Genomic DNA, 13,542 nt, shown 5'->3' on the forward strand with positions numbered 1-13,542 from the left:
GCGCCGACGATACCATTTTTGTCGATACTCAGCGCTCTTCACCCTGCCTATCCTCGTCAAAGCCACTCCAACTCGGCACAACCTATTGTAAATGCTCCGAGATGTGCACGTTTATGGACGGAAACTAGTCTAGCCATGCCGTTTGCGCACCCTTGCGATATCTGTCATCCGCCGAAGACATTCTCGGGCAGTCCCTTGATGCCGGTCTCAATCGCGAAGACGCTGCCCGACAGAGGAGCGTCGGCAATCTGTGCGGCGGACAATCGGATGCGAGCGGAGGTCACGAACAGCGTCTGCATGTCGGCGCCGCCGAACACGCAACTCGTCGGGCGCGGCACGGGCAGATTGATGACGCGCTCCACATGCCCGTCCGGGTCATAGCGCGTGACGCACCAGCCATCCCAATGGGCGCTCCACACGAAGCCCTCGGCATCGATGGTCAGACCGTCCGGCTTTCCTTCGCTCTCCGGCACGGTCACGAAGACGCGCCGGTTCTCGATGGCGCCCGTCTCGCTGTCGAAGTCATAGACGTAGATCGTCTGCTTGGCGGTGTCGGTGAAATAGAAGCGGCGGCCGTCGGGGCTCCAGCCGAGACCGTTTGAGACGTGGAAGCCACGGTCCATCTCGTGAACCTTTCCATCTGGATCGAGCCGCCAGAGCGAACCCTGGCCCGGCGTCGTATCGATGGCGAGCGTGCCGGCCCAGAGACGGCCGCGGCTATCGCATTTCCCGTCGTTGAACCGGTTCCCGGGGCGGTTGATTTCCGGCCGGGCGAGCGTCACGCTCTCGTTCTTCACAGGATCGATTGCCCGCACCTCGCTCTGCATCCCGGCGATGAAGCCACCACCTTGACGCGGGATGAGGAAGCTCGTGAGTTCGGGCATTGCCCAGGAGCGGTAGGATCCCTTGACCGGATCGCCGACGCAGACGGATGGCGCAAGAATATCGACGAAATAGAGCTGCTGATCGTCGACGGACCAATGCGGCCCCTCGCCTAGGAAGAGGCTGGCAGGGATGACACAGCGCACATCGTTCCGGTCGGCGCCGAGAGGTCGCGGGTTGATGGTCAGCGACATCGCCACCTCGCCAATATTGCCGGAAATCCGCCGGGCCGCCTCGATGACGTCGCGTCCGAGAGCATGGAGACGCTCGGGCGGCAGCCGAAAGGACGGGCCGATCACGCCGATGGCGCCAAGGGGCTTGGCCTCGTGGTCCAGAATGGGCGCCGCAACGGAGCTGATGCCAACATTCTGCTCGTCGATGGAAACCGCATAGCCGCGCGCCTTGGTGAGATCGAGCTGGCTGAACAGCTCGTTGAAATCGGCGATGGTATGAGGCGTCAGGCGCTGCAACTCCGCCTCACCCAGGAGCCGTCGCCGCATCTCAAGTGAAAGATGAGCCAGGATCGCCTTGCCTAAGCCACTGGCATAAGGTTTCGCTCGGCTACCAACGCCATTGCTCAGGCGAACCGGTTGCGGCGCTTCGCGCTGGTCGATGTAGAGGATCTCGTCGCCATCGAGAATGCCGAGGCGCACCGTCTCGCCCGTGAGGTCCCGCAGGCGCTCCAGCTCGGGCTCGGCCGCGCCGCGTAGGTCGAAATCGTCCCAAACCCTGTGCGCCCACTGAAACAGCCGCGAGCCCAGACGGTAGGTCTGATCCCTGCTGTCGAGCTTCAGGAGCCGTTCGTCGACGAGCGCTTGGAGGATGCGATGCAGCGTGCCCTTAGGCATGCCGGAACCCTCAAGCAGATCCGTAAACCGGGGCGGCGCAGCAGCCGATGCGACAAGCTCAAGAAGCTGAACGCCCCGCGTAAGCGCCTGCACGCCAGGAACCGGCCCGGAAACGCCGACCTCGGCCTCATCATCGATTTTCAGCTCGACCTGCATGCGTCTCATCAAAGCTCCGTCGAAAGGATGAGCTGGTTTCCCAATTGACCCTTCAGGATGGCTCCGATTATGTTGGAACTCAGTTCCAAGTCAACCCGCCTTTCGTTGAAGAGGCTTTCGCGATGAAGATCACGGCCATCCACCATACCCTCGTGCGGGTTCCTTTCACGGAAGACATCCTGTGGGGATCGGGCCGGAGGATCGGGACGACACGGCTCCTCTGCCGGATTGAGACGGATGTCGGGATTGTCGGGTGGGGTGAGACGATCTCGCTGATCGCGGCCGTGCCGGCGGTGTTCTCCGACATCGTCGCCAAGGTGGGGCTGGGCTATCCCGTGGCCGACGTGGAGCGGCTGCACCGGCATGTCCTGGGTGCCGGCTACTACCATCACAAGAGAGCGGCCGTGATGGCGATCGCGGCGCTCGAGATGGCCATGTGGGATGCTTTAGGGAAGCAGGCCGATCTCCCCCTGTCGAGCCTCTGGGGTGGGCGTTGGCGTAAGGATGTGGAAGCCGCCGCCTATCTCTTCACCAAAGATACCAAGCAGTTGAAGGAGCGGATCGGACGTTTTCTCGATGCCGGATATGAGACCTTCAAGGTCAAGATCGGCTTTGACGAGTCAAGCGACATCTTGCTGGCGGAAGCCTCCCGCGAGGCCCTCGGCGCACGGGCCCTGCGGCTCGATGTCAACGGCGCCTGGACGCCAGGCACCGCCAAACGGCAACTGGAAAAGCTGCGCGGCATCGATCCGGCCTATGTGGAACAGCCCCTGGAACTCGACGATCTGGCGGGCCACGCGCTCCTGCGCCAATCCACGCCGGTCCCGATCGCTCTCGACGAGAGTGCTTACACCTTGTCCGACATCGGCAATATCGTGCGCGCTCATGCGGCGGATGTGGTGCTGCTCGATCCGCACGAGGAAGGCGGATTGTGGCAGACGATCAAGGCGGGCGCCGTCTGTGAGGCCGTTGGAATTCCTGTGACCCTGCATTCAGGCGCCGAACTGGCCCTGTCCCAGGCGGCCTATATCCACCTCGCCGCGTCGATCCCCAACATGGGCCTCGCCATCGATACGGAGCGAGCCTATCTCGGTGGGGACATCTCCCCCACTCCCCCTGCCCTGGTATCCGGACGTTTTCAGGTTCCTGATGCGCCCGGGCTTGGCGTCGAGGTCGATGAGGATGCCGTGCGACGCTACGCAGTCGACGACATCGTCGGCGCCTATCTCGACAGCGAGCGACAGAACTGGTTTCCCGTCAAGCCCGCCTACTAAAGGGAGTTTCTCGTGTTCCTTGCCATCGAATGGACCTCGGCAGCCTTCCACGCCTTCCTATTCGCCGCTGACGGAACCCTTCTGGGACAGCGACAGGAAGCCAGAGGCGTCAATCATATCACCGACGGCGCCTTTGAAACCGCGTTGCGCGAGATCGTCGGGGATTGGGCGGCAGAGGTAGGCCGCATCTATCTGTCCGGCATGATCACCAGCCGCAATGGATGGGTTGAGACACCTTACGCGCAAGCGCCCGCCTCGCTGACCGACATCGCTGCACGAACGGTCGTCAGACATATCGATGGCCTGCCGCCTCTCGTCTTTCTTCCAGGCGTCTCAGTGCGCGATCCTCTCCCCGACATGATCCGAGGGGAAGAGCTCAAGGTCTTTGGAGCCATGGGCCAAAGCAGCGGTCTTGTCGCGCTACCTGGGGCCCACACCAAATGGGTGGCGGTCAAGGACGGTCGGATCGAGCAATTTGCCACGTATATGTCGGGTGAGATCACCGCGCTGCTCAAGTCGAACTCGCTCGTCGGCAAGTTGATTCCTGCACAATCGGCCGACAATCCAGAGGCCTTCCTGCGCGGTGTCAGGCTTGCCCGGGATCGCCGCATCGGAGGCCATATCCTGCGCCGCATCTTCTCGGCACGCAGCCTGGTTTTATTCGAGGACCTCCCTCCTGCCGACATCAGCGATTACCTGTCAGGCCTGATGATCGGCGCCGAGATCAATGAAGTGATCGGGGAATACAACTCGCCGGACAAGCAAGTCAGGTTGATCGGCGCACCCGCATTGTGCCAGCGCTACAGCTTGGCACTTCTTGAGGCCGGAATGACATCGACCGTGGCCGACAATGCTGGCATTGCGGCCTTTCAAGCTCTTCGCTTGAGCCATGCGTTTTATTAGGATCGGCTTGAGAAACATCAACGATAGTTGCAACTAGAGCCCATCACTCAGCTGCGAGCGGAGATCTCGGGTCGTGCCATTCCGGCATTCCCAGGATCGATCGACGCCAAGATCGAGGAGCCACTCCAGCGTCTTGTCGGGACGGGGAACGTCCAATCCCAGCTGGTCGAGTTGGGCTGGCTCCGATGCCACGGCACGCCATGGCGGGCGCAGGGCACTCCGAATTCGCGAGCAACCTGTCAGGATGGAACACCGTTATCGCATCAGACCGATCCATCTTCTGGCCGGACTTGCCCACAGGAGCAGCCGCGGGGCGTCTGAAACTGATTACCCCGCCTGCCGATCATTGATTCATGAGAGGGCGGTCCTGAGCGGATGAGACATGACTGAGACGATCACCCCAGCCGACCTCCATCCCCGCCCCCAGCTGCGCCGGGAGCGCTGGATCGACCTGTGCGGCCAATGGGGCTTCGCATTCGACGATGCCGATGAAGGTCTTGCCGAACGCTGGTTCGAACGGGAGGAGCCCTTCGACCGCGAGATCTCAGTGCCCTTCGCTCCTGAGAGCAAATTGTCCGGTGTGCACGAGACCGGCTTTCATCCGGTGGTCTGGTACCGCCGCGAAGTGCAGGTGGACGACGCGGATCGTCGCGACCGGCTCGTCATCCATTTCGGTGCCGTCGACTACAAGGCCACGGTCTGGGTGAACGGCCGCATGGCGGTCGAGCACGCGGGCGGGCAGACGGCGTTTTCGGCCGACATCAGCCCCCTGCTCGTTCCCGGCGAGACCCAGGTTGTCATAGTTCGCGCCGAGGACGAGCCTCGGGATCTGCAGCAGCCGCGCGGCAAGCAGTACTGGGAGGAGAAGCCCGGCTATATCTGGTATCACCGCACCACGGGCATCTGGCAGACGGTCTGGTTGGAACCAGTTCCAAAGATCGCAATTGCCGAGCTGCGTTGGACGCCCGATGTCGACCGCTTCGGTGCAGAGCTCATTCTCCGGCTCGACCGCAGGCCTCCTGCCGGCTGGCGCGTCCTCGTGCGGCTCACCGGCGACAGGCCGGCGCGCACCCTCATCGACGACACCTATCTGCTCTCGGGGCGCGAGCTGCGGCGCGACATCCTTCTCGACATCAACGATGCTGCGATCCGCCGGCGCCGCACGCTACTCTGGGCCCCTGAACATCCCAACCTCATCGAGGCCGTGATCGAACTGATCGATGGGGACGGCACCATCGTCGACCGGGTCGAAAGCTATTTCGGCTTGCGCCGCATCGAAGCCCGCGATGGGCGCTTCCTCATCAACGGCATTCCCACTTTTCTGCGGCTCGTTCTGGCGCAGAACTACTGGCCTGATTCGCACCTGACTGCTCCGGACGCGGATGCGCTCAGGCGTGAAGTGGAGCTGGCGCAATCGCTCGGCTTCAATGGGGTCCGCATTCACCAGAAAGTGGAAGATCCACGCTTTCTGTACTGGTGCGACCGGCTCGGCATGCTCGTCTGGAGCGAGGCCGCCAATGCCTATGTGTACTCGGATCGTGCCGCTGAAATGCTGATCCGCGAATGGCTGGAGGCTGTCCGCCGCGACTACAATCATCCGTCGATCATCACATGGGTACCCTTGAACGAGAGCTGGGGTGTGCCGGACCTGGACCGATCGGCCCAGCAGCGCGACTTTGTGCGGGCCCTTTATCACCTCACCCGGGCACTCGATGCCACTCGGCCGGTGATTGGCAATGACGGCTGGCAGCATGCAGTCGGCGACGTCTTCGGTGTGCATGATTATGCGCCGAACGGCGGCACGCTGCGGGAGCGCTATGCGGACCGGCAGACCATCGCGCGTACATTCCGCGAAGTGCGCCCGCACCATCACCCACTGCTCAGCGAGGATGTCGAGATCGAGGACCAGCCCATCGTGATCAGCGAGTTCGGCGGGCTTGGCTTCGTGCCACAGGCCAGTGAGGACTGGTTCGGCTACGGCCAGTTCGCCAACCCCGACGAACTGCTCACGCGTTATGAGGAACTCGTCGACGCGTTGCTTTCCTCCACCGCGCTGGCCGGATTCTGCTACACCCAGCTCACCGATACGTCACAGGAGACTAACGGGCTCCTCACCGTGAATCGCGAGCCGAAATTCGACCTCGAGCATCTGCGCGCCATCAACAGCCGGCCCTCGAAAGCCGTGCCGAGCGAGATCCTGGATGTTCTCATCAAACAGGAGGTGGAGCGGCGGCGCCGTGAGCGCGGGCAGGAATAGGACATCTCAGCAACGGCGAGGGGATTTGAGCGCCCTCGATAAGTCGCAACTTCCGTCGCCGGCGCGACCCGTTGGAACCTTGTCTCAGGGCGCGGGTTTCCTTTTACGGCCAAGCTTCCTTTAAGGCGGAGGCGGCCTTAGGTTGCTGAGATGGCGCACGACAGCGTTTCGGAGACTAACAAGGATTATGCCCTTGGCCTAAGCCGCGCCTTTGGCGGCGCTGTCATCTTTGCCATACCACTTCTGATGACCATGGAGATGTGGTGGCTGGGGTTCTCGATGGAGCCCGGTCGACTGCTCCTGTTCATGAGCATCAATTTCTCCATCCTGATCGGCTTGTCTTACTTCGCAGGCTTCGAGAGAACCTTCAGCTGGAAGGAGGACGCGATGGATGCCTTTGCAGCCTTCGGCGTCGGAATCCTCACCTCGGCTGCCATGCTCGCCTTGCTTGCGGTGATCACCTTCGACATGACGTGGGGCGAGATCGTCGGCAAGGTTGCCCTGCAGAGCGTACCGGCAAGTATTGGTGCCATGCTCGGGCGCAAGCAACTCGGGGGTGGACAGGATACCCAGGCCGAGGAGGAGCGTAAGGCAGAAGCGGGTTATGGTGGGGAGCTTTTCCTGATGTTGGCCGGAGCCCTGTTCCTGGCCTTCAATGTGGCGCCCACGGAGGAAATGATCCTGATCGCTTACCAGATGTCGCCTTGGCATACATTGACGCTTGGATTCCTCTCCATCATTTTGTTGCATGTGCTTGTCTACACGGTCGGCTTCTCCGGCCAGGAGAGTCGACCGGAGGGTGGAACGTTTCTGTCGACCTTCTTCCATTTCACCTTGGCCGGCTATGGCATTGCGCTCCTCATCAGCTTTTATGTGCTCTGGACCTTTGGTCGTACGGAGGATGTGGCGCCGACAGAGATCGCGAGTATGGTTGTGGTGCTTGGGTTCCCGGCATCGCTCGGCGCGGCAACGGCCAGACTGGTGATATGAGGCAGCGATGAAGGAAAGCCGAACTCTCGAAAACGAAAATCATCGTGCCTCCGGGAACCATATTCCCTGGCTCGAGTGGCTTGCGTCAGGCTTGGGTCTCCTGATGGCTCTCTGCGTCTTCGGTTTCATCGGGTGGCAGGCACTACACGATGCGACCTCTCCACCCATGATCTCTGTCACAGCAATCGAAACGACCCAGGTCACAGGCGGCTACCGTGTCATATTCGAGGCTCGCAACGTCGGCGGCGCAGCGGCTGCGCAGGTGCGGATTGAGGGGGCAGTGCCAGGGAGTGATGGTCCTGAGTTCAGCAGCGTGACCCTCGATTACATTCCCGGTCACTCGGCGCGCAAGGGAGGGTTGTTCTTCACCCTAAACCCACAAATCGAGAAGTTCACGTTGCGGGCTGCAGGCTTCGCCAAGCCCTGAGACGGGCAGATAGCGTTTCATCCCAGGGTGCGCGCCCCAAACTCGAAGGACATTCCTTTGGTCGACACGTGTCAGCTTTGAAACGCTGGGCAATAAGGCCTCTACCGCAATCGGAACCTAGTGCTCCGCTGGTGATTGCCCTTTACAGATATCCATACACGTCTGAACAGCGGAGCGACGCCTGAATGCCCATTCCTCTGCCGAACCAGCCTTACCCGGAGCCGACACCGGCGGACCCCAATCCGGCGCCTGTGAGCCCACCCACGCCTCCTGAGGCACCTCAGCCCGAGCCTGTCGGCGTGCCTCCAACGACGCCTGGGGACATCCCGCCGCCAGGTGAGCCTGTCGGAGTGCCGCCCACGTTTCCCCAGGAGATCCCTGTCACGCCTACGATGCCCCAGCCCACCGCCTGATCCGTGCAGGAAGATCAGGCTGGCGAGGCGTTAGACCGGTTAATACTTTTATGCGCTCTGAACGAAGATGCTTCGTTAAAAGCGCTGTGCCGAGTATGGCTTTAGATCGATCTTGCTGGTCATTCCGTCGATCAAGTCTGCGACCAGCAGCGATGTGACCGCTGCCTGTGTCAGGCCATGATGGCCGTGACCAAATGCGTAAACCACACGGTGATCCCGTCTGGACGACCCTATCACCGGCAGGGAATCTGGAATGGATGGGCGAAAGCCCATCCAGCGTCTTGCATCCTGATCGGGTTCAAAGTCGGGAAGAAAACGTTTGAGCCGCGCGATCATCGCGGATGTGCGACCATGATTGGGCTTGGCGTCCAACCCCGCGAACTCAACCGCGCCTCCGACCCGATCGCCAGTATCGAGAGGTGTCGTGACGAATCCCTCACCTTCGAACATGATGGGTCGATGGAGACCGAATGAACCCTTGGGATAGGTCGCGTTGTAGCCACGCTCGGTGTCGAGAGGAATGTGATCCCCCAACGTCTTTGCAAGCGGCCGTGACCATATGCCCGCGGCAATGATGACCTTGTCGGCAATGACGGTTTTCGCGGAACCGGCCGTATGGACGTGGATTTCGTTATTCTTCGGCTCCACCCTCAGAGCGCGGGCCGCTACGTGCTGTGCGCTCCGCTCGAGAGCAAGTCTCATAAGATCGGACGCCAAATTGGCGGGATCGGAGATGTGGCACGCTTCCGAATAGAGCACACCAGCTTCGACGTTTTGGAGTGCCGGCTCCAGTTGCGTGAGATCGTTCCGATTGAGAATATCTATACTGATGCCTAAGTCACGCTGGCGGTCGAGGGTGTCCTTGGCCCGCAGAAAGGGTCCCTGATTCTTCCACACGGACAGAATGCCATTCTCTCGCAGATAAGTGCTCAAATCTACCGAGGAGAGCAGCTTCCTCCAAGAGGGCAAGGCCTCTGCGTTGATGGCTCGTATGGCAGTCATGCTCGTCTTGATCCGCACCGGAGAGGACGCTAGCATGAACCGGATCAGCCAGGACATCAGAGAGGGCAGATAGGCAGGTCTGATAGTAAGCGGGCCCAGTGGGTCCATCAGCCAGTTTGGAAGGTTCCTCCAGACTTTGGGAGATGCCAGCGGCATGATGTCGGTATGAGCGATCCAGCCGGCATTGCCGTCTGATCGCCCGGATCAATGAGAGTAACCTGATGCCCTCTATCGAGAAGGGCATGAGCGGCCGCGAGGCCGACGATTCCAGCACCGACAATCGCGATCCGCATCGTGCTTCCTGTTCAAGGTGAGGACTAGGCTGTCGCTGACACCCTGGGCGTTATGCTCGTGTGGTCCGATCCACGACCTGAAATCCCTGCGCGAAGGGATCGCGGTCGTCGATGATAATCGTATTGAAGCCTGTCACCCGCGCCCATCCCTCGATCGAGGGAATGATGGCGTCGCGATCTCCGACTGTCGCCCGCCCCTCGATGCGTCCGATGAAGGTGGACCCGATGATGCTCTCATGGACAAACGCGTCGCCCTCTCTCAGCTCGCCACGAGCCGCAAGATGAGCCATGCGAGCGGAAGTTCCTGTGCCGCAGGGTGAACGATCGATGGCCTTGTCGCCATAGAACACGGCGTTGCGGGCCGTGCCGTCCTTGGTCTGCGCACGTCCCGTCCACAGAACGTGGGTCAGGCGGTTGATTTCAGGATTCTCGGGATGAGCGATCCGGTAACGCGCATTGAACGCCTCCCGCAGCTTGGGGCTCCAACCCAGGACGTCCGACGGATTGATGTCTGCCAAATCGGAGTACAGTTTCTGCGGCTCGACGATGGCATAGAAGTTGCCCCCATAGGCGACATCCACAGTCAGATATCCGAGCCCTTCCACTTCGACTTCATAGCCCGTTCCATAGAGAAAGGATGGAATGTTGGTGATGCGAACCCGCTCGATGAAAGGGCCATTCTGTTCGTAGCGGGCTTCTACGACACCGGCCGGCGTATCGAGGCGCAGGAGGCCTGGTGTCTTGGGGTGGATCAAACCGTTCTCGAGAGCGATGGTGACGGTGCCAATCGTTCCATGCCCGCACATGGGGAGGCAGCCGGATGTCTCGATGAACAAAATTCCGACGTCGCAATCGGGACGCGTGGGCGGGTAAAGAATCGAGCCGGACATCATGTCATGTCCACGAGGCTCGAACATCAAGCCGGTTCGAATCCAGTCGTATTCCGCCAGAAAGTGCTGACGGCGGTCAAACATCGTCTCTCCGCGCAACTGGGGAATACTGCCACCGGAAACCACACGAACCGGATTCCCGCAGGTGTGACCGTCGATGCAAAAAAAGGTGTGACGCGCCATCGCTTCACTCGCTGATCAGAGAGATTGCTAACTACCATAGAAAGGGCGAAGGACATCAAGGTCCTTCGCCGTGAGCTTGTCAGGCGGCAGATTTCAACCCGACATCGGGAAGGGCCGGACGGTGTCTCAGAGCCTTGTCCATAACCGCCTCCACCCCAGCCCGCTCCCGAGCACTCAGAGGAAGGCGCGGAGGGCGCGTCAATTCCGAACCCCGACCCATGATGGCCTCACAGAGTTTAATGCATTGCACGAGGTCGGGACGGGCATCGAGATGCAGCAAAGGCATGAACCAATCGTACAGCGCCCTCGCCTCCTCATAGCGCCCCGCCTTCGCCAGACGGAACAGGGTTTCGCCTTCCTGAGGGAAGGCATTCGACATGCCGGAGACCCAGCCGGCGGCACCCAGCATCACACTTTCGACGACGACATCGTCGAGGCCCGCGAAGAGGACGAAGCGGTCTCCGACCATGTTCTTCGTATCGGTGAAACGTCGGGTATCACCCGATGAGTCTTTGAAGCAGACAATCGTTTCGCAATCGGCAAGAGAGGCTAGAATGTCGGGCGTCACGTCATTCTTGTAGATGGGGGGATTGTTATAAACCATCACTGGCAGGTCGGTGGCGCTGGCAACACCCCGAAAATGCGCGGCGGTCTCATGCGGCTTCGAGGAATAGACCAGCGCGGGCATGACCATTACACCATCGAGCCCCACTCGCTCCGCCTCCTTGGCAACTTCTGATGCGAAGGCCGTTGTAAACTCGGCGATACCGGCAATCACCGGCACCCGACCGCGGGAGACATCCTTCGCGGCTTCCATGACTGCTATCTTTTCGGAACGGCGAAGAGACGTGTTTTCCCCAACCGTACCGCAGACGATCAATCCAGAGACGCCATCCCTGATCAACCCGTCCATCACCTTGGCCGTGGTCTCGACATCCAAGTCATAATTCGATTCGAATTGGGTGGTCACTGCGGGAAAAACTCCTTCCCATCCGATTCTAGCCATTCCGCCCTTCTCCCACACTGGACATTGATGCGCATTATTGTAGATTGTATAAAATCTACCTTGTCAAGACAACTCCTGGATGCTGCTATAAGAAGCGGGCCTTCCAGGTTCAGTGATATCCCGACCCATGACGCTCGAAACCAAGCCGTTCGCCAGACCAGCGCAAAAATCTCTTCAGCATCGAACGATTGCTGCTGCCGTGGCAGAAAACCTGCGGCATCGCATTCTGGACGGTGACTTCAAGGTAGGATTTCCGCTACGGCAAGACGCCCTGGCAAACGAGTTCGGAGTGAGCCGCATCCCCATCCGAGAAGCCTTGATGCAGCTCGAAGCAGAGGGACTCGTTAAGATTCACCCTCACCGAGGCGCCATCGTCTCCGAGCTTTCGACAGAAGAGGTCCAGGAGCTTTTTGAACTACGGTCGCTGCTTGAGCCGCGCCTCCTGAAAGCCTCCGCCCGCCATCTGACCCACAACGACTACGAGAAGCTCAATCACATCCTTCAGGAATACAGCGCAGAACTCCGGGCGAACCATGTCAGACGCTGGGGCGAGCTGAATACAGAATTCCATATGCTTCTGTACCGTCACGCCGGGAAACCCCGCGCATTGGCGATCGTGGCCAACCTCCTTCAGGAATGCGATAGACATACCCGGCTTCAACTCTCTCTCACAGACGGCATGAAGCGCGCCGAGACCGAGCACGCCGAGCTTTTGCGGCTCTGCGAGAGCGGGCGGATCACAGACGCGTGTTCTCTTTTAGAAATGCATATCGAGGAGGTTGGAAGATCCTTGCAGGTATATATCGGGAATCATCAGAGAGTTGATAGGGCGCTGTAATTGTAGACACTTACCGCGAATGTTCATTTCACCATGAATGATCCACTTGGCAGCGGCTTCCAGAACAGAAATTGGAGCTGCTCCTGACGTTCTACCAAGATGTCCAGAACCCATATGACGCTTGCCTGATGAGGCGGATGGACCGGAGCGGCAGTGCTCCGGTTCGAGCTATGGCTATTCTTCACGGAACGCCTTGGCCATATTGTCTGCGATTGGCTTCGTGAGATACGAGAAGACCGTGCGGTAGCCCGTCTGAATGAACCCTTCCACGGGCATCCCCGGCAGCAGTCTCGCTGAGCCGAGACGGTCACGCTCGCCGTTCGCGATGGCGATCCTGACCGGATAGTGGGACATGCCGCTGCGCTCGTCCGTCACGAGGTCAGCGGCAATGCGGGTGACGTGCCCCTTAATTCCGGTGTCGTGCGCTGATTGAAGGCCGACAGCCGCAGGACCGTGTCGAGTCCCTGCCGGAGCTGGTCGATGTCCTGCGGGGCGACCTTCACCTCGATCGACAGCTCGTCGCCCTCCGGCATGACGAGCATCAGCGTCTCGCCGGGCCCGATGACGCCGCCGACCGTGTGCACGGCCGACTGGTGCACGATGCCATCCTGCGGCGCGCGGATGTCGATGCGCTTCAACTGGTCCTCGGCTGCGACCTTGCGCTCGACGAACTCGGCGATCTTCACTTGGACCTCGCGCAACTCCGTGGAGACCTCGCTGCGCAGGTCCTGGTCGATCTGCATGATCTGGAGCTCGGTCTCGCTGATCTTTCCCTTAGCTTGCGCAACCGTCGAGATGAGTTGGCCGCGCTCACCCCGGAGCCGCGTCTCCTCGCGCTTCAGCGAGGTCACGCGGGTGATCGGGACGAGGTTCTTCTTCCACAGCTCCTGCACGCCCGTCAGCTCCGATGCGATCAGGTCGATCTCGTCCGCCTTGGCCGCGGCCTGTAACTTCGTGCCGTCGATCTGCTCGGCGAGCTGCGCCACCCGTTCCCTGAGCTGCGACTTCTGGCCGGCGCGGGACGCCCGCCTGCTGTCGAACAGGCGCCGTTCGCCGCTCATGAGATCGGCCACCACAGCATGGTCCGCGCGAGAGACCAAGTCCATGGGGAAGCGGATCGTCTCCACTCCATCCCGCTCGGCCTCGAGCCGGGCCCGGCGGGCGGTCATTTCGTCGATGC

At 60.6% G+C, this 13,542-nt stretch carries 9 protein-coding genes and 2 pseudogenes; 6 read left to right on the top strand and 5 right to left on the bottom strand.

Translation table 11 applies throughout. The features are described 5' to 3' along the window. Window positions 1-164: 164 nt before the first annotated feature. Complete coding sequence (locus FS320_RS15915) at window positions 165-1,895, bottom strand: SMP-30/gluconolactonase/LRE family protein (protein ID WP_244627174.1); 1,731 nt, start codon at window positions 1,893-1,895, stop codon at window positions 165-167. Window positions 1,896-2,008: 113 nt separating this feature from the next. On the opposite strand from FS320_RS15915, the gene FS320_RS15920 reads away from it, so the two are divergent. The 5 genes from FS320_RS15920 (at window position 2,009) to FS320_RS15940 (ending at window position 7,737) form a co-directional block, all read left to right on the top strand. After that, a complete protein-coding gene (locus tag FS320_RS15920) occupies window positions 2,009-3,160 on the top strand; it encodes a mandelate racemase/muconate lactonizing enzyme family protein (protein WP_152712830.1) in 1,152 nt (383 codons plus the stop codon). A gap of 12 nt (window positions 3,161-3,172) precedes the next feature. Then, window positions 3,173-4,063: a 2-dehydro-3-deoxygalactonokinase gene (locus tag FS320_RS15925; protein ID WP_152712831.1), complete on the top strand. Its 891-nt coding sequence runs from the start codon at window positions 3,173-3,175 to the stop codon at window positions 4,061-4,063. A 382-nt stretch (window positions 4,064-4,445) separates the two neighbouring features. Beyond that, window positions 4,446-6,320 carry a glycoside hydrolase family 2 protein gene (locus FS320_RS15930; RefSeq protein ID WP_152712832.1) on the top strand — a complete coding sequence of 625 codons (1,875 nt, stop codon included), beginning with the start codon at window positions 4,446-4,448 and terminating at the stop codon, window positions 6,318-6,320. 150 nt (window positions 6,321-6,470) lie between these two features. Further along, window positions 6,471-7,310 carry a TIGR02587 family membrane protein gene (locus tag FS320_RS15935; RefSeq protein WP_152712833.1) on the top strand — a complete coding sequence of 280 codons (840 nt, stop codon included), beginning with the start codon at window positions 6,471-6,473 and terminating at the stop codon, window positions 7,308-7,310. A gap of 7 nt (window positions 7,311-7,317) precedes the next feature. Continuing rightward, entirely contained in the window at window positions 7,318-7,737 is a 420-nt protein-coding gene (locus FS320_RS15940) for a hypothetical protein (RefSeq protein WP_152712834.1), read from the top strand. A gap of 488 nt (window positions 7,738-8,225) precedes the next feature. Here the strand turns inward: FS320_RS15940 and FS320_RS15950 are convergent. The 3 genes and pseudogenes from FS320_RS15950 to FS320_RS15960 form a co-directional block, all read right to left on the bottom strand. Then, a pseudogene (locus tag FS320_RS15950) lies at window positions 8,226-9,445 on the bottom strand (NAD(P)/FAD-dependent oxidoreductase). Between the two features lie 50 nt (window positions 9,446-9,495). Continuing rightward, window positions 9,496-10,518, bottom strand: a complete 1,023-nt coding sequence (locus FS320_RS15955) for a 4-hydroxyproline epimerase (RefSeq protein ID WP_152712836.1) — start codon at window positions 10,516-10,518, stop codon at window positions 9,496-9,498. Between the two features lie 79 nt (window positions 10,519-10,597). Continuing rightward, window positions 10,598-11,524, bottom strand: a complete 927-nt coding sequence (locus tag FS320_RS15960; RefSeq protein WP_152712837.1) for a dihydrodipicolinate synthase family protein — start codon at window positions 11,522-11,524, stop codon at window positions 10,598-10,600. Between the two features lie 127 nt (window positions 11,525-11,651). Between FS320_RS15960 and FS320_RS15965 the strand changes: the two genes are divergently transcribed. Continuing rightward, entirely contained in the window at window positions 11,652-12,362 is a 711-nt protein-coding gene (locus tag FS320_RS15965) for a GntR family transcriptional regulator (protein WP_152712838.1), read from the top strand. Window positions 12,363-12,536: 174 nt separating this feature from the next. Here the strand turns inward: FS320_RS15965 and FS320_RS15970 are convergent. After that, window positions 12,537-13,531: pseudogene (locus tag FS320_RS15970) on the bottom strand (HlyD family type I secretion periplasmic adaptor subunit). Between the last annotated feature and the right edge of the window lie 11 nt (window positions 13,532-13,542).

It is taken from the genome of Microvirga tunisiensis, assembly GCF_009296175.1.
GTDB classification, from domain to species: domain Bacteria; phylum Pseudomonadota; class Alphaproteobacteria; order Rhizobiales; family Beijerinckiaceae; genus Microvirga; species Microvirga tunisiensis.